The organism is Blastococcus sp. DSM 46786 (genome assembly GCF_900109665.1).
Taxonomy (GTDB): Bacteria; Actinomycetota; Actinomycetes; order Mycobacteriales; family Geodermatophilaceae; genus Blastococcus; species Blastococcus carthaginiensis.
Genome location: NZ_FOAO01000022.1, coordinates 76613 through 93060, shown reverse-complemented (window position 1 = coordinate 93060; position 16448 = coordinate 76613). Strand labels below are relative to the sequence as shown.

The window sequence follows — 16448 nt, the reverse complement described above, 5'->3', positions numbered from 1 at the left end:
AGCCCGATGATCATGCGATCGGGCGGTCCCGCGGCGGCCTGAGCAGCAAGATTCACCACCTGGTCGATGGGTGCGGGCTGCCCCTGGTCGTGCTCGTGGGCGCGGGCCAGGCCGGTGACGCTCCGATGTTCCCGATCCTGCTGCACCACCTCCGGGTGTCCCGGATCGGCCCGGGACGGCCACGAACTCGGCCCGACACCGTGGCCGGGGACAAGGCCTACTCCTCACGCGCGATCCGCACCCAGCTGCGCGAGCGTGGCATCGGCGCCTGCATCCCCGAACGGGATGACCAGAAGGGCCACCGCATACGTCGGGGCAGCCGCGGAGGACGACCACCGGCCTTCGATGCTGAGCGCTACCGCGGACGCAACGTCGTCGAGCGCGCCTTCAACGAGGACAAGCAGTGGCGCTCCCTGGCCACCCGCTACGACAAGCTCGCCGTCGTCTACCGAGCCGCGGCAGTTCTGCGCGCGGTCACCCTCTGGCTCAAGCGGTTAGGAGACACGCCCTAGGCCGCCCCCGACCGACCGGCGGGCCGGGTCTCGGTGACCGGCACGACCGGAGGAGCGCCCGGCCCGCCGGCACGCGGCGCTCCGCGCGGTGCGCGACAGTGAGTGGATGGCCGACTCCCCCGCCGCTGCTGGCACCCGACCGCCCTGCACCACGTCCGGTTGACGGTCACCGACATCACCCGCTCGAAGGCCTTCTACACGCAGCTGCTCGGCGTCGGGCCGGCGATCGACTTCGTCGACCAGGCGCACGAACCGGCCGCGCGCCAGGACCCGCATCGGTTCTTCGGCGGCTGCACCTACGCCCTGGGCAGCCAGCTCCTGGGGCTGCGCCCGTCCGCGCCCCCGGGAGACCGGTTCGATGCGACGCGCACCGGGCTGGACCACGTCAGCCTGGCCGTCGACTCGCCCGACGCCCTCCACCGGGCCGCCGACCGGCTCGGCAGCGCCGGCGTCGGGCACGGCGAGGTGACCGAGCTCGGTGAGCTCGGCATCGCCATCCCGTCCGTCCAGGATCCCGACGGCATCAACCTCGAACTGGTCGCGACGCTGCCGGCGGCCGGGGACGGCAGCTGACGGCGAGAGAGCCGTCCCGCCACCCCGGCGGGATCAGCACGTCCCGTGCCGACCGCACCCCGAGCTGACGCCAGGAGGCACGGTGCCCCGCTCCCGGACGGACCGCGAGGTCGAGCCGACCCGCAACCCGGCACGGTGCCGTGCAGGACACCGTGCCGGCCGGCGCGCAGATCGCCGCGCGGAGCGTCCACGAACCGGTGGACGTCTCCCGGCTGGTCGTGCTCGTGCTCCTGACGCAGGTCGTCTACTGGCTGGCGCACGTGTACGCGGAGATGGTCGGTCGCCGGGTGGAGACGGGACGTCGTCCCGGGTGGCCGGCGGTCCAGCACCTGCTGCTCCACGTCGCGGCGAGCGCCGGCATCGGTGCCGGGCTGGTACTGCTCGAGGTGCTGGTGCCCTGAGCGCGGGTGCCGGTCCGGGTCGAGGGCGCCGCTGCGCCGGCGTCCCGGTCCCACCCAGCGGGCATCTCCCGCGCTCCGCACCCTCCAGCAGCGATCCTGGAGGTCACGGACGGCAGCGCGGCCGCGTCCCGGTGGCCGGCACGGCAGGAGGGTGTTCCCATGGCTCGCACGATCGGCACCGCCTACCTCGTCGAGGCGGTGCGCACCCCGGTGGGGCGCCGTGGTGGCGGCCTCTCGGGCATCCACTCCGCCGACCTCGGTGCCCACGTCCTGCGCGAACTGGTGACCCGCGCCGACGTCGACCCCTCGGCGGTGGACGACGTCGTGTTCGGCTGCGTGGACACCATCGGCTCGCAGGCCGGAGACATCGCCCGCACCGCCTGGCTGGCCGCCGGGCTGCCCGAGGAGGTGCCGGGCGTGACCGTCGACCGCCAGTGCGGCTCCTCGCAGCAGGCGGTGCACTTCGCCGCCCAGGCGGTGCTGTCGGGCACCGCCGACCTGGTCGTGGCCGGTGGCGTGCAGAACATGAGCGCGCTGCCGATCAGCAGCGCGATGACCGCAGGCCACGATTACGGCTTCCCGGACCCCTTCTCGGGTTCCGCAGGCTGGGTCGCGCGCTACGGCGACCAGACGATCGACCAGATCCGCTCGGCGGAGATGATCGCCGAGAAGTGGGGCATCAGCCGGGCCGACATGGAGGAGTTCTCCGTCGAGAGCCACGTGCGCGCGTTGCGGGCGCGCGCCGAGGGCCGGTTCGACCGGGAGATCGCACCGATCGCCGGCGTGACCCACGACGAGGGCCCGCGCGAGCCCAACTGGGACAAGATCCGCTCGCTGCCGCCGGTGCGCGAGGGCGGACGGGTGACCGCCGCGGTCTCCAGCCAGATCTCCGACGGCGCCGCGGCGCTGCTGGTCGCCAGCGAGGATGCCGTCCGCGAGCACGGGCTCACCCCGCGTGCCCGGATCGTGGACCTCTCGGTGCGCGGCGCGGACCCGGTCTGGATGCTCACCGCCCCCATCCCGGCCACGGCGTACGCCCTGGACAAGGCCGGTCTCTCGCTCGACGAGATCGACCTGGTCGAGATCAACGAGGCGTTCGCCTCCGTCGTCCTGGCCTGGCAGAAGGAGACTGGCGCCGATCTGGCGAAGGTGAACGTCAACGGCGGCGGTATCGCGCTGGGGCACCCGCTCGGCGCCACGGGCGCCCGGCTGATGACCACCCTGCTGCACGAGCTCGAGCGCACCGGCGGCCGGTACGGCCTGCAGACGATGTGCGAGGGCGGCGGTCAGGCGAACGTGACCATCGTCGAACGCCTCGGCTGAGCCGGCACGGCGATGTCGGGACGACGTCGAGGCTGACCGGTGCTGCTGGCCACCACCCTCCCGCCGGACACGCCGCTGAGCGACGTACCCGCGGCGGTGCGCCGGGTGGAGCGCCTGGGCTTCGACACGGTGCACGTGCCAGAGACGGTGCACGACTCCCTGTCGGTGGCCCTGCTCGCGCTGGAGCACAGCTCGTGGATCCGGGTCCGGACCAGCATGACCCTGGCCTTCCCCCGCAGCCCGATGGTGGTCGCCTACGCCGCCTGGGACCTCGCCCGGTTCTCCGGCGGGCGCTTCCAGCTCGGGCTGGCCACGCAGGTGCGGGGCAACATCGTCGGCCGGTTCTCGATGCCGTGGTCGGACCCCGCCGCGCAGCTGACCGACTACGTGCGCGCGCTGCGGGCCATCTTCGCGGCGTTCACCCGCGGGGGGCCGCTGCGGTACGAGGGCACCCACTACCACTTCGACCGGCTGCAGCCCTACTTCAACCCCGGCCCGCTGGACGTGCCGGAGCCGGACATCTTCACCGGTGGGGTGAACCGGCTCATGTGCGAGCTCGCCGGCGCCGAGGCCGACGGCCTCGTGACGCACCCGACCAACTCCCACCCGCGTTTCCTGCGCGGATCGGTGCTGCCGTGGTTGGCCGCGGGGGCGGCCGCGGCACAGCGGGCATCCCGCCCGGTGCTCGTCGTCGGCGCCAAGGCCATCAGTGCACCGGACGCACGGTCGCTGCACGACGCCCTCGCCGATGCCCGGCGCGAGATGGCCTTCCTGTACTCCACGCCCGCCTACCTCCCCACGCTCGCCCTGCTCGGGCACGAGGAGCTGGGCGTGCGTCTCACCCAGCTCGTCCGCGATCAGCGATGGGACGAGTTGCCGGCCGCCCTGCCCGACGACGTCCTCGGCGGGATCGTGCCCGTCGCCACCTACGACGATTTCCCGGCGGTGATCGGCGACTGGTACGGCGGGCTGTGCGACGAGCTGTCCATCGCCACCCCGGCCGACACCACCGCCGACGACCGGTTCGCCTCGATGCTCGAGGCGGTCCGCGCCGTTCCGGCGGTTTCCGTCGGGTTCGCGCAGGCCGACCCGCCGGCCCTTCCGCCCGGCTGACGGTCGGCTCCGGCCCACCCTCCGGAGCTAGAGTCCCGCGGCGGGGGCCAACTGGCGGCGCAGCTGCTCCGGTGAACCGCCGGTGTGCTGCACGTGCGCGGCCCGCTTGAACCACAGGTGCGCGTCGTGCTCCCAGGTGATCGCGATGCCCCCGTGCAGCTGGACGGCCTCGGCGGCGACGTCGGTGAGCGCCTGCGCGCAGACCAGCTTCGCCAGCGGTGCCACCACCGGGAGCTCGTCCGGCGCCGTGGCCACCACGCAGGCGGCGTAGCGGGCGGTCGACGCGGCGGCCTCCACGGTGGTGAACAGGTCCGCTGCCCGGTGCCGCAACGCCTGGAAGGAGCCCAGCGGCCGGCCGAACTGCGTGCGGGCGCGCAGGTGCTCGACGGTGCGCTCGAGCGCCCGCCGGGCCGTGCCCACCGCCTCGCAAGCCGCGGCGACCGCAGCCACGTCCCGTGCGAACGCCACGGCGTCGGGGCCGCCCACCCGTACAGCGGGCACGCGCTCGAACCGCAGGTCCGCGGCCCGACGCGTCTGGTCCATCAGCGGAACGGCCGCGCGGCTCAACCCGGCGGCGTTCCCGGCGACGGCGAACAGCGTCTCCGCCCCACCGTCCACCGCGGCCACCAGGAGAAGATCGGCGGCCCCGCCGTCGACGACCGCCGCTTGGACCCCGGTGAGCAACCAGCTGCAAGCATTTCTCGACCCCACGCAGCCGACGCGCGGCGGCCACGACCGGTCACCGGGCTCGCGCTGCGCCAGCGCGCCCACCGCGCCGTCCCCCAACGCAGGGAGCAGATCGGTGCGGCCGAACCGCGTCAGCACCTCGGCGACGACGACGGTGGAGGCATAGGGCCCCGGCAGCAGCGCGGCCCCGGCCTCCTCGAGCACGACGGCGACCTCGGCGAAGGTCGCGCCCGCGCCGCCGGACGCCTCGGGTACTGACAGCCCGGTCAGCCCGAGCTCGCCGGTCAGCTGCCGCCACAGCGGCTCGTCCCGGCCGGTGGGCGAGGCCATGGCCGCGCGGACCGCCGCGGAGTCGGCCTGCTTGGTCAGCAGCGAGCGGACCGCGTCGCGCAGGTCCCGCTGCTCCTCGGTGAGGGTGAGGTCCATCGGTCGCACCTCCTCAGGCACGGTCGCGGGGCAGGCCGAGGTGGCGCTCGGCCAGGACGTTGCGCTGCACCTCGTTCGAGCCGCCGTAGATGGTGTCGGCCCGGGTGAACAGGTAGAGCCGCTGGTCGTCGGTGAGCTCGTACGGCAACCCGGACGTGACGACGGCGGCCGGTCCCTCCACCGCCATCGCGAGTTCGCCGAGCCGGCGGTGCCAGTTGGCCCACAACAGCTTGGAGACGTTGGCCGCCCACGGCGCCTCGCGTGCGGCGTCCCCGCCGAGAGTGCGCAGCGCGGTGTGCCGCATGACCTGCAGGTCGACCCACGCCGAGACGATCCGGTCGGCGAGCACGGGGTCGTCGGCCGCGCCGTTCTCCCGCGCCCGGACGGTGATCGCCTCGAGCTCGCGGGTGAAGCCGATCTGCTGGCCGAGGGTCGAGACGCCGCGCTCGAAGCCGAGCAGGCTCATCGCCACCCGCCAGCCCGCGCCGGCCTCCCCCACCACGTCACCCGCGGCCGCGACCGCGTCGTCGAAGAACACCTCGTTGAACTCCGAGGTGCCGGTGAGCTGCACGATCGGGCGCACCGTGACACCGGGCTGGTCCATGGGCACGAGCAGGAAGGACAGCCCCGCGTGCCGCTGCGACCCGGGTTCGGTGCGGGCGATGACGAAGCACCAGTCGGCGATGTGCGCGAGCGACGTCCAGATCTTCTGCCCGGTGACCACCCACCGATCGCCGTCGAGCACCGCCCGGGTGCCCACGTTCGCCAGGTCGGAGCCGGCGTCGGGCTCGGAGTAGCCCTGGCACCACATCACCTCACCCGAGGCGACACCGGGGACGAAACGGGCCTTCTGCTCCTCCGTGCCGTGCGCCAGCAGCGTGGGCACCAGCAGCTGCTCACCGATGTGCCCGAGCCGCCCGGGTGCCGCCGCACGGGCGTACTCCTCGTGGAAGACCACCTGCTGCTGCAGGTCCAGCGCCTTGCCGTACCGGCTGTCCGGCCAGCCGACGCCGATCCAGCCGGCCTCGCCGAGCCGCCGTTCCCAGGCGGCCCGCTCCTCGAGGTCCTCGTGCTCGCGTCCCGGCCCGCCGCTGCCGCGCAAGGCGGCGAAGTCACCGGACAGCTCGGTCTCCAGCCAGTCCCGGATCTCCGCACGGAAGGCGGCCTCCGCCGCGGTCATGCGCCGTAGACCGGGGTGGGCGGCACCGCCTCGGCCAGCAGGTCCTTGACGACGGCCCCCAGCTCCTCCGCGCGCCACCGCCGGCCGGCCTCGCGGCGCGGACCGAACCGCCAGCCGTCGCAGATGCCGACCCGGTCGGCCTCGACCTCGAACACCTGACCGGTGACGAAGCCGGACTCGGCCGATGCCAGCCAGACGACCAACGGCGAGACGTTGGCCGGATCCATGGCGTCGAAGCCCTCCTCCGGCCGGGCCATGGTCTGCGCGAAGACGGCTTCGGTCATCGGCGTGCGCGCGGCCGGGGCCAGCGCGTTGACCGTCACGCCGTAGCGGGCCAGTTCGACGGCGGCGACCTGGGTCATGGCGACGACGCCGGCCTTGGCCGCGGCGTAGTTGCCCTGGCCGACGCTGCCCATGAGCCCGGCGCCGGAGCTGGTGTTCACGATCCGCGCCTCGACCTGCTCGCCGGTCTTGGACCGCTCGCGCCAGTACGCGGCGGCGTGCCGGAGCGGGCAGAAATGGCCCTTGAGGTCGACGCGGAGCACGTCGTCCCACTCGCGCTCGCTCATCCCGACGAGCATCCGGTCGCGGACGATGCCGGCGTTGTTCACCAGCGCGTCCAGCCGCCCGAAGGCGTCGACCGCGGCGGCGATCAGCCCCTCCGCGGCGTCCCAGTCGGCGACGTCGCAGGCGTGCGCCACCGCGCTGCCGCCGGCGTCGCGGACCTCCTGGGCAACAACCTCGGCGGCCGCGCCCACGTCGTTGACGACGACGTCGAAGCCGGCGGCGCCGAGCGCCAGGGCGTGCGCCCGGCCCAGGCCCTGGCCGGCGCCGGTGACGATGACGGAGCGGGCACTCACTTGCTCTCCTCGGTCTCGGTCGCACGGCGGGCGTCGCGCATCGAGCGGGCGTCGTGCCCGCCGAGGGAGTCCGCGCCGACCTCGGCGTTGTGGGCGTGGGCGACGTGGTGCAGCCCGAAGACGGAGTCCATCCCGGCGTGCTGGCCCATCAGGTCCTCGGCCTGGTTGATCGCCTTCTTGGTGAGCGCGAGCCCGAGCCGCGGCATGGTCGCGATCCGGCCGGCCAGGTCGGCGACCTCGGCGTCGAGCCGGTCGCGGGGCACGACCCGGTTCACCATCCCCCACTCGCGGGCGCGCTCGGCGTCGATCCGCTCACCCAGGTAGAGGAACTCCTTGGCCTGGCGGGTGCCCATGGCCCACGGGTGGGCGAAGTACTCGACGCCGGGGATGCCCATGCGCACGACCGGGTCGGCGAAGAAGGCGTCGTCGGAGGCGACGATGAAGTCGCAGATCCAGGCGAGCATGAGGCCGCCGGCGATGCACGCGCCCTGCACCTGGGCGATCACCGGCTTGGGCAGCTCCCGCCAGCGGCGGCACATGCCCAGGTAGACCTCGGACTCGCGGGCGTACCGCAGCTCTGCGCCGGACTTGCCGACGTGGTCCCACCACAGCCCGGCCCTGCGGTCGAACGAGGTGTCGACGTCGCGGCCCGGGGTGCCGATGTCGTGCCCGGCGCTGAAGTGCTTGCCGGCCGCCCGCAGCACCACGACCTTCACCTCGTCGTCGGCCGCGGCGTCGTAGAACGCCCGGTCCAGCGCATAGGTCATCGCCGAGTTCTGCGCGTTGCGGTACTCGGGCCGGTTGAGCGTCACGTAGGCGATGGGGCCGTCGACCTCGTAGAGGACGGGCGGCGCAGCGGTCTCGGTCATCGGGCGGCCTCCCACGGCAGGACGGACGGGTCGACGGCGGGCGGCAGGCCGAGCGAGTCGGCGACGACGGCCCGGGAGTGCGTCTCGCTCCCCCAGGTGTCGGCGAGCGCCCACGCGCGCTTGACGTAGAGGTGCAGGTCGTACTCGACGGTGTAGCCGATGGCGCCGTGCGCCTGGATGGTGGTGCGGGCGGCGCGGTCGGCGGCCCGCGAGGCCATCGCCTTCGCCGCGGCGACGTGCGCCCGGGCCTCCGGTGCGCCGGCGGCGAGCGACACCGCGGCCCGCTGCACGACCGGCAGCGCGAAGCGGACGTCGAGCAGGACGTCGGCCAGCATGTGCTTGACCGCCTGCTGGCTGCCGATCGGCACACCGAACTGCTTGCGGGCCGCAGCGTGGGCGACGGCCAGGTCCAGCTGCCGGTGCACCAGGCCGACCAGTTGGGCGGCGGTGGCCAGAGCGCCGCGCAGCCAGGCGCGCTCGAGATCTGCCGGGTCGGTGCTGAGGAGCGTTCCCGGCAGCTGCGGCGTGCGGGCGGCAGCCCGGCTGCCATCGACCGTGGTCACCAGCTCCAGCGGGACGCCGGTGAGGTCGACCAGCCGCAGCTCGCTGCCGGAGCGGACCAACGCCCGGTCGCTGCAGCCGGCCCAGGGCAGCACGCCCGAGCCGGCCAGCTCGGCGGTGCCCACCAGGTTCCCGGTGACCAGGCCGGTGAGGTCGTCGCCGTCGCCGGGTCGTCCGGCCAGCAGCGGGACGAGCACCGCGACGGTCTCGGCAACCGGCAGCGGGACCGCCGCGCGACCCACCTCGACCATCAGCGGCACGAGATCGACCTCCGTGAGCCCGAGGCCGCCGTCGGCCTCGGGCAGCACGGCGCCGAGCAGGCCGAGGTCAGCCAGCTGCCGCCACAGGTCCACACGGGCCTTCTCGCCCTCGGACCCCCAGGCGGCGCGGACGGTCTCCGGCGGGCAGGCGTCGGCGAGCAGCTCGCGGACGGCGGTGGCGAGCTCCACCTGCTGCGCAGTCGGTGCGAATCTCATGCGGTCACCTCCGCGGCAGGCCGAGCAGCCGCTCGGCGACGATCGAGCGCTGGATCTCGTTGGTGCCGGCGTAGATGGGGCCCGACAGGCTGAACATGTGCCCGCGGCTCCACGGGCCGTCGAGCTCGGCCTCGGGCCCGAGCAGCTCCAGGGCCGTCTCGTGCAGGGCGATGTCGAGCTCGGACCAGTAGAGCTTGTTCAGGCTGGACTCGGCGCCGGGGGTGCGGCCCTCGACGAGGTCGGTGACCTGGGCGAGCGTGAACAGCTGGTAGGCCTCGGCGCGCAGGTGCGCCTCGACGACGCCGTCGCGGGCCGAGGCGGTCAGCGAGCCGGCCCGCTCGACCGCCAGCCGCCGCAGCCGCTCGGCCGCGGCCAGGAACCGCCCCGGGGAGCGCAGCGTCAGCCCGCGCTCGGAACCGGTGGTGGCCATGGCGACCGACCACCCCTGCCCCACCCCGCCGAGCACGGCGGAGTCGGGCACGACGACGTCGTCGAAGAACACTTCGGCGAAGCCCTCGTCGCCGTCGAGCCGGCCGAAGCCGCGGACGGTGACGCCGGGGGTGTCCAGCGGAACCAGGAGGTAGGTGAGGCCGGCGTGCCGGGAGGCCTCGGGGTCGGTGCGGAACAGACCGAACAGGTGGGTGCAGAACGCCCCACGGGTGGTCCACGTCTTCTGCCCGTTGATCCGCCAGCCGCCGTCGACCTTGTCCGCCCGGCTGCTGATCGCGGCGAGGTCGCTGCCGGCGCCGGGCTCGGACCAGCCCTGACCCCACAGCTGCTCGGCCGCGGCCATCCTGGGCAGGATCTCGTCCTGCTGCTCGGCGGTGCCGAACTCGAACACGGTGGGGGCGAGCAGGAAGATGCCGTTCTGGGTGACCCGCTGCGGGGCCCCGGCCCGGTAGTACTCCTCCTCGAAGATCAGCCACTCCCAGAGCGAGGCGTCGCGCCCGCCGTAGCGCTCGGGCCAGGAGACCACGGCCCAGCGGTCGGCGAAGAGCTTCCTCTCCCACTCCAGGTGGGCGGTGAAGCCCTCGCGGGTGTCGCCCGAGGGCAGTCCGCGTGGCACGTTGGCCTCGAGCCAGCCGCGCGCCTCGGCGCGGAACGCCTCCTCGGCCGGGGACCAGGTGAGATCCATCAGCGACCACCTCCCGAGCCGAAGCCCTCGCGCACCTCGTCGGCGGTGCCGGAGAGGTTCAGCTCGAAGGTGAAACCCTGCTCGAACCGGTAGCTGCGCTTGACGTCCCACAGGTCGATGCCGTTGAGCGCCTCCTTGGCGGCGCGGATGACGGTGGGGTTCTTGGCAGCGATCTGCCCGGCCACCTCGAAGGCCTTGTCCCGCAGGTCGGCGCGGGGGACGACGGCCCAGACGGAGCCGAAGTGGTGCAGCTGCGCCGCGGTCGCGGTGGCCGAGGTGTAGAACATGGCCCGCATCAGGTGCTGCGGCACCAGCCGCGACAGGTGCGTGGCCGCGCCCAGTGCGCCGCGGTCGACCTCGGGCAGGCCGAAGGTGGCGTCGTCGGAGGCGACGATCACGTCCGCGTTGCCGACCAGGCCGATCCCGCCGCCGAGGCAGAAGCCGTGCACGGCCGCGACCACCGGCACCGGGCAGTCGTAGACCCCGGCGAAGGCGGCGTAGCAGCCGCGGTTGGCGCCGATGATCGCCGAGTGGTCGGGGCTGGCCTGGACCTCCTTGATGTCCACCCCGGCGTTGAAGCCGCGGCCCTCGGCGCGCAGCACGACGGCACGGGTCGCCGGATCACGCCCGGCCTCGGTCAGCGCGTCGGCGACGGCGTACCAGCCGGCGACGGTCAGCGCGTTGACCGGCGGGGCGTCCATGACGACCTCGGCGATACCGTCCACGCCGGCCCGCTCGAACCGGATCCCGGTGTCCATCGATCCCTCTCTGCTGTGCTCGAAGCGTGAGCTCGCGAGCTCGCTCACGGGTGCTGGCTGCTGACCGACACGACCTCGCCGGTCATGTACGTCGAGTAGTCGCTGGCCAGGAAGACGATGACGTTGGCGACCTCCCACGGCTCGGCCGCGCGGCCGAACGCCTCGGAATCGCTGAGCCGGTCGAGCAGCTCGTCGCTGGTGACCTTGGCCAGGAACGGGTGCATCGCGATGCTCGGCGAGACCGCGTTGACCCGGACGCCCTGCCGGGCGACGTCCATGGCGGTGCAGCGGGTGAGCGCCATGACGCCGGCCTTGGCCGCGGCGTAGTGGGCCTGGCCCTGCTGGGCGCGCCAGCCGATGACCGACGCGTTGTTGACGATCGCGCCCGAGCCGCGCCCGACCATGTGCCGCAGCACCTCGCGGGTCATCCGGAAGGTGCCGGTGAGCGTGACGTCGAGGACCGACGCCCACTGCTCGTCGGTCATCTCCAGGATGCTCGCCGTGCCACCGAGGCCGGCGTTGTTGACCAGCACGTCGACGGCGCCGAGGCGCTCGATCGCGCCCTCGACCAGCGCGGTCACCTGCGCCTGGTCGGTGACGTCGCACGGGATCGCGACGACGTCGGTGTCGAACTCCTTCGCCAGCAGCTCGGCGGTCTCGGCCAGGCGGCGCTCGTGCCGGTCGCTGATCGCGACGCGGGCGCCCTCCTCCAGGCACCGGCGCGCGGTGGCCGAGCCGATGCCGGTGCCGGCGGCAGCGGTGATCAGGACGGTCTTCCCGGCCAGCAGGCCGCGGCCGGCCGGCGGAGCGGGAACGGACACGCGGGGGTCAGACACCAGCCACCTCCGGAGCGGGAGCGGTCAGACCGGTGAGCACCTCGGAGGCCTGGGCGACGATGCGCTCGATGAGCTCCGCGCAGCTGGGCAGGTCGTCGATCAGGCCGGCGACCTGCCCGCTGGCCAGGCTGCCGACGTCGACGCGGCCCTCGACCATGCCGGTGCGGATCATCATCGGGGTGTTGGCGGCCATGAGCACCTGGTCCCAGGAGAGCTCGCGGTTCCTCCGCATGGCCAGGCCTTCGCGGACGATGGCCGGCCAGGAGCCGCCGGTCTCGCGCTTGAGCGCCACGGCGCTGCGCACCGACGACGGCAGCCGCGACAGCCGCCGGGCGCCGGTGAGCTGCTCGACCATCGGGGTGCGCAGCACCCGCTGCGGCACGCCGTCGATGGCGTCGGTGACCACGGTGCCGTCGACGCCGGCGTCCAGGTAGACCTGCTTGACCTGTGCCGGGACGGTGGAGTCGGAGGTGAGCAGGAAGCGGGTGCCCATGGCGATGCCCTCGGCGCCGTACGCCAGGGCGGCGACCAGCCCGCGGCCGTCGAAGAACCCACCCGCGGCGATCACCGGGATGTCGACGGCGTCGACGACCTGCGGCAGCAGCAGGGAGGTGGCGACCCGGCCGGTGTGCCCGCCGCCCTCGCCGCCCTGCACGAGCACCGCGTCGGCCCCCATGGCCTGCACCTTCTCGGCGTGCCGGCGGGCACCGACCGAGGGGATGACGACGACGCCGGCGTCCTTGAGCACGCCGATGACCTCGGCCTTGGGGGCCAGGGCGAACGAGGCGACCCGCACGCCCTCGCGGATCAGGGTGCGGGCGCGGTCCATCGCGTCGGGGGCGTCCCCGCGGACGTTCACGCCGAACGGGGCGTCGGTGCGCTCCTTGACCGTGCGGATGGCGGCCAGCATGTCGTCGGCCGAGAGAGTGGCGCTGGCGATGATGCCCAGGCCGCCGGCGGCGGCGGTCGCGGCGGTCAGTTCGGGCCCGGAGACCCAGCCCATGCCGGTCTGCACGATCGGGTAGCGGACGCCGGTCAGCTCGGTGAGCCGGGTGCGCAGCCGTGGGTGCGGGGTGACCGTCACGCGCGCACCTCCTTGTCCCGCAGCCCGCGCGGGTCGACGACCTCGCGGATGATCCGGAGCTCCTCGGCCGTGGGCAGCCGGCTCTCGGGCACGTCGGCCGGCACGTCGAGCGCGAAGCCGGTGGCCCCGACGACCTCGTCGACGGTCACACCGGGGTGCACCGACACCAGCCGGGCGGTGTGGTCGGGACCGCCGAAGTCGAGGACGGCGAGGTTGGTGACGACCCGCCGGATGTCGAGGTCGCGGGCGACGTCACCACCCACGGCGGCGGCCCGGTCGTAGCCGACTCCCGCGACCATGTCGACCCGCTCCACGAACACGCGGGCCGAGTGCCTGGGCACCCAGTAGCTGGTCGGGTGGTTGACGGTGTTGCCGGGGGCTCCCCGGACACCGAGCAGCTGCCGGGTCGGCTTGGCGAACTCGCCGAGCGCGGAGATGTTGGCGTTGCCGAACCGGTCGACCTGGCTCGGGCTCATCATCACGTGCCGCTTGCCCGACCACAGGATGTCGAAGATCCGCCGGAACGGGACGTAGCCCTCGATGCGGTCCGCGGGCGGCGTCTCGCCGATGGCCCACGTGCCGGTGTAGAGCCTCGACTCGCCGTCGGACAGCAGCAGGTCCGGCTCGAAGGTGGCCCGGGCGGTTCGGGCGGCGATGGTCGGCACCGTGAGCATCGGGCTGGCCAGGATCTCGCCGTCCCCGCGCCAGGCGTCGGCGCAGGCCGCGATGCAGATCTCGGCACGGCTCACGGTCGCGGCGTCCACCTCGGGACGCACGCCCTCCTGCACGCTCATCGAGCAGCCTCCAGGGTGCGGTCGGCGACGGCGGCCTGGTAGGCCGCCTCGTCACCGGACAGGTAGCGGTCGGCGAACGCGGCCCACGACTCGTCGTCCGCGGCGGCCTGCGCGTACTCGCGCTGGAACGCCTCGTCGCGGCCGTAGTCCGGTTCGCAGGTGGTGAAGTGGGCCCCCTTCGGGGCCTCGACGACGCCGCGCACGTCCGACCGGCGCACCAGCAGCGACTGGACCGGCGCGGCTGCGGTCAGCTCCGCCGTCGGCACGATCCGCTCGCAGGATACGTAGGCCCGCTCGGCAGCACCGCAGAACAGGTCGTCGAAGTAGGCATCCGGCCCCAGGTACTGACCGTTGCCCGACGCGTCGGCGCGGTTGAGGTGCACCAGCGCGGCGTCCAGGTTCAGCGCCGGGACGGCGAGGTACTCGGTGCCGTCGGCGTACGGGGAGGTGACCGTCTTCAGGTCGGGGTTGACCGCCGGGACGTCGGAGCCGAGACCGCTGCGCAGCGGGAGGAACGACAGCCGCGACGCCGCGGCGTACAGGCCCCACTGGAGCATGCCCTCGTCCCACTCGCTGACGGTGACCGCGCCGCTCTCGCGGGCCGCCCGGAAGTGCGGCTCCAGGGGGATCGAGTCGAGCGAGACGAAGCCGTAGACCAGGTGCTCCACCTTGCCGGCGGCCAGCAGCAGGCCGACGTCCGGGCCACCGTAGGAGACGATCGTGAGGTCCTGCAGGTCCGAGCGGCAGAGCGCGCGCACCAGCGACATCGGCTTGCGCCGCGACCCCCATCCGCCGATCCCGATGGTCATGCCCGAGCGCAGCTCGGCCACCACCTCGTCCTCGGTCATCCGCTTGTCGGTCACCGATCTCCTCCCACGGGCACGAGCTCTGTCGGCGGGACCGTAGGAAACCGGCGACGCCGGCTGGGCGGTCCGACCGGTGAGCGGTCGACGCAGGCATCATCAGCGCCCGGCGGCCGGGCCGAGCCGGTCCGGCCCACTGAGTGGGACCACCGCCGGGGCTCCGCCGCGCGCTCCCTACGTTGGGTTCCCCCGCCCCTCAGGAGGAGTCCATGGGCCCGCCGGTCAGCCTGCCGATCACCGGGAACACCGTTCCCGCACTCCTCCGGCGGACGGCGGCCGTGCAGGGCGACGCGGCGGCGGTGGTCTGCGGCGACGTGCGCTGGACCTATGCCGACCTCCTCGAGCAGGTGCGCACGGTCGCCGCCTCGCTGCTGTCCCGGGGGGTGCGTCCTGGTGACCGGGTGGCGGTCTGGGCGCCGAACTCCGAGCGGTGGGTCGCCGCGGCGCTCGCGCTGCAGTACGTCGGCGTCGCCGTCGTCCCGGTGAACACCCGGTACAAGGGCGAGGAGGCGCGCGACCTGCTGGAGCGCACCGGCGCGGTCGCCCTGCTCACCGAGTCCGGCTTCCTCGGCCTGGACTACGCGGCCATGCTCGGTGCCGACGGCAGCACCCCGGTGCCGGGCCTGCCGGCGCTGCGGGTGCTGGTGGAGCTGGGCGACGCTCCGTCACCGGGCGCAGTGGGCTGGACCGAGCTGACCTCGGCCGTCGACGACGCGCAGCGGGCCGCGGCCGACGCCGCCGCCGACGCGGTGACCCCCGAGGCGGTCGACGCGATCATCTTCACCTCGGGCACGACCGGACGACCCAAGGGCGCGATGCTCACCCAGGGGCAGCTGCTGCACGTGTTCGGGCTCTACGCCCGCGGGCTCGGCGTCGGCCCGGACGACCGGACGATCGCGGCCAACCCGTTCTTCCACAGCTTCGGCTACGCCGCGGGCATCCTGACCTGCCTGATCGCCGGCGCCACCCTGTGCCCGCTGGCGATCGCCGACCCGGCGCAGATGCTGGCGCTGGTCGAGCGGGAGCGGATCACCTGGCTCCCGGGCCCGCCGACGATCTACGCGATGCTCATGGACTCCCCTGCCCGGGCCGGCACCGACACGAGCTCACTGCGGCTCGCGGTCACCGGCGCCTCCGTCGTCCCCGGAGAGCTGGTCCGCCGGATGCGCTCGGACCTGGGGTTCCGGCAGGTGCTCACCGCGTACGGGCTCACCGAGTCCAGCGGCACGGTGACGATGTGCTCGCTCGACGATCCCGACGAGGTGATCGAGCAGACCAGCGGCCGGCCGCTGCCCGGGGTCGAGGTGGAGATCCGCGACCGTGCGGGCACCGACCTGCCGCCGGAGAACCCCGGGGAGATCTGCGTGCGGGGCCCGAACGTCATGGCCGGTTACCTCGACGACCCGGCGGCCACCGCCGAGGCGATCGATGCCGAGGGCTGGCTGCACACCGGCGATGTGGGCTTTCTCGACGAGGACGGCTACCTGCACATCACCGACCGGCTCAAGGACATGTTCATCGTCGGCGGGTTCAACGCCTACCCGGCGGAGATCGAGCGGCTGCTCACCCAGCACCCGGCCGTGTCGCAGGCCGCGGTCCTCGGCGTCCCGGACGAACGGCTCGGTGAGGTCGGTCGTGCCTTCGTGATCCCCCGACGTGGGACGGAGGTCTCGCCGGAGGACCTGATCACCTGGTGCCGGGCGAACATGGCCAACTACAAGGTGCCGAGGTCGGTCGTCATCACCGACGACCTCCCCCGCAACGCGGCGGGCAAGATCTCGAAGCTGGACCTGCGCCGGACGACCCTCGGCGGCTGACGGCGCCGCTCAGGACGAGTTCGTCTCCCCGACCCGCACGTTCCCGGTCGAGGAGGTCTGACCCACCGGTCCGGGGGGCGACACCCGCAGGGCCCGGTGACCGGCGAGGCGTTGCCCCTCTCCGCGACATCCGACGACCTGGATCGTCCTGCAGGGGGCCATCGCCTGGCCGACCCCGGC

The 16448-nt window shown here is 73.7% G+C and carries 17 protein-coding genes; 6 read left to right on the top strand and 11 right to left on the bottom strand.

All coding sequences use genetic code 11. The features are described from left to right. The 5 genes from BMW62_RS18510 to BMW62_RS18490 all read left to right on the top strand — a co-directional run. On the top strand, positions 1-512 hold a 512-nt coding region (locus BMW62_RS18510; protein WP_139206304.1), incomplete at its 5' end, for an IS5 family transposase. A gap of 102 nt (positions 513-614) precedes the next feature. Then, positions 615-1085, top strand: a complete 471-nt coding sequence (locus tag BMW62_RS18505; RefSeq protein ID WP_091934014.1) for a VOC family protein — start codon at positions 615-617, stop codon at positions 1083-1085. Positions 1086-1225: 140 nt separating this feature from the next. Then, complete coding sequence (locus BMW62_RS18500) at positions 1226-1486, top strand: hypothetical protein (RefSeq protein ID WP_091934011.1); 261 nt, start codon at positions 1226-1228, stop codon at positions 1484-1486. Between the two features lie 171 nt (positions 1487-1657). Then, entirely contained in the window at positions 1658-2809 is a 1152-nt protein-coding gene (locus BMW62_RS18495; protein WP_091934066.1) for an acetyl-CoA C-acetyltransferase, read from the top strand. Between the two features lie 39 nt (positions 2810-2848). Beyond that, entirely contained in the window at positions 2849-3922 is a 1074-nt protein-coding gene (locus BMW62_RS18490; RefSeq protein ID WP_091934008.1) for an LLM class flavin-dependent oxidoreductase, read from the top strand. A 27-nt stretch (positions 3923-3949) separates the two neighbouring features. On the opposite strand, the gene BMW62_RS18485 is transcribed toward BMW62_RS18490, so the two are convergent. The 11 genes from BMW62_RS18485 to BMW62_RS18435 are packed head-to-tail and all read right to left on the bottom strand — an operon-like array spanning position 3950 to position 14451. After that, the gene (locus BMW62_RS18485) at positions 3950-5035 is read right to left on the bottom strand and encodes an acyl-CoA dehydrogenase family protein (RefSeq protein ID WP_091934005.1); all 1086 of its coding nucleotides are present in this window, start codon (positions 5033-5035) and stop codon (positions 3950-3952) included. 13 nt (positions 5036-5048) lie between these two features. Continuing rightward, a complete protein-coding gene (locus tag BMW62_RS18480) occupies positions 5049-6215 on the bottom strand; it encodes an acyl-CoA dehydrogenase family protein (protein WP_091934003.1) in 1167 nt (388 codons plus the stop codon). Then, on the bottom strand, positions 6212-7075 hold the full coding sequence (locus BMW62_RS18475) for an SDR family oxidoreductase (RefSeq protein ID WP_091934000.1): 864 nt from the start codon (positions 7073-7075) through the stop codon (positions 6212-6214). Before BMW62_RS18475 ends, BMW62_RS18480 begins: the two co-directional genes overlap by 4 nt. After that, positions 7072-7944, bottom strand: coding sequence for an enoyl-CoA hydratase (locus tag BMW62_RS18470; RefSeq protein ID WP_091934065.1), 873 nt, complete (start codon positions 7942-7944; stop codon positions 7072-7074). Before BMW62_RS18470 ends, BMW62_RS18475 begins: the two co-directional genes overlap by 4 nt. Then, positions 7941-8981, bottom strand: coding sequence for an acyl-CoA dehydrogenase family protein (locus tag BMW62_RS18465; protein ID WP_091933997.1), 1041 nt, complete (start codon positions 8979-8981; stop codon positions 7941-7943). The genes BMW62_RS18470 and BMW62_RS18465 overlap by 4 nt, the downstream gene beginning before the upstream one ends. Positions 8982-8985: 4 nt before the next feature. Continuing rightward, on the bottom strand, positions 8986-10116 hold the full coding sequence (locus tag BMW62_RS18460; protein ID WP_091933993.1) for an acyl-CoA dehydrogenase family protein: 1131 nt from the start codon (positions 10114-10116) through the stop codon (positions 8986-8988). Next, complete coding sequence (locus BMW62_RS18455; protein ID WP_091934062.1) at positions 10116-10874, bottom strand: enoyl-CoA hydratase family protein; 759 nt, start codon at positions 10872-10874, stop codon at positions 10116-10118. Before BMW62_RS18455 ends, BMW62_RS18460 begins: the two co-directional genes overlap by 1 nt. 44 nt (positions 10875-10918) lie before the next feature. Further along, positions 10919-11710, bottom strand: a complete 792-nt coding sequence (locus BMW62_RS18450; RefSeq protein ID WP_211435194.1) for an SDR family oxidoreductase — start codon at positions 11708-11710, stop codon at positions 10919-10921. Continuing rightward, positions 11703-12794 carry an NAD(P)H-dependent flavin oxidoreductase gene (locus BMW62_RS18445; RefSeq protein WP_211435193.1) on the bottom strand — a complete coding sequence of 364 codons (1092 nt, stop codon included), beginning with the start codon at positions 12792-12794 and terminating at the stop codon, positions 11703-11705. Before BMW62_RS18445 ends, BMW62_RS18450 begins: the two co-directional genes overlap by 8 nt. After that, positions 12791-13588 (bottom strand): CoA-transferase subunit beta, encoded by a 798-nt coding sequence (locus BMW62_RS18440; RefSeq protein ID WP_091933988.1) that lies wholly within the window; start codon positions 13586-13588, stop codon positions 12791-12793. Before BMW62_RS18440 ends, BMW62_RS18445 begins: the two co-directional genes overlap by 4 nt. Next, positions 13585-14451, bottom strand: a complete 867-nt coding sequence (locus tag BMW62_RS18435) for a CoA transferase subunit A (RefSeq protein WP_091933985.1) — start codon at positions 14449-14451, stop codon at positions 13585-13587. The genes BMW62_RS18440 and BMW62_RS18435 overlap by 4 nt, the downstream gene beginning before the upstream one ends. A gap of 209 nt (positions 14452-14660) precedes the next feature. On the opposite strand from BMW62_RS18435, the gene BMW62_RS18430 reads away from it, so the two are divergent. Next, positions 14661-16268 (top strand): FadD3 family acyl-CoA ligase, encoded by a 1608-nt coding sequence (locus BMW62_RS18430; protein WP_091933982.1) that lies wholly within the window; start codon positions 14661-14663, stop codon positions 16266-16268. Positions 16269-16448: the final 180 nt, after the last annotated feature.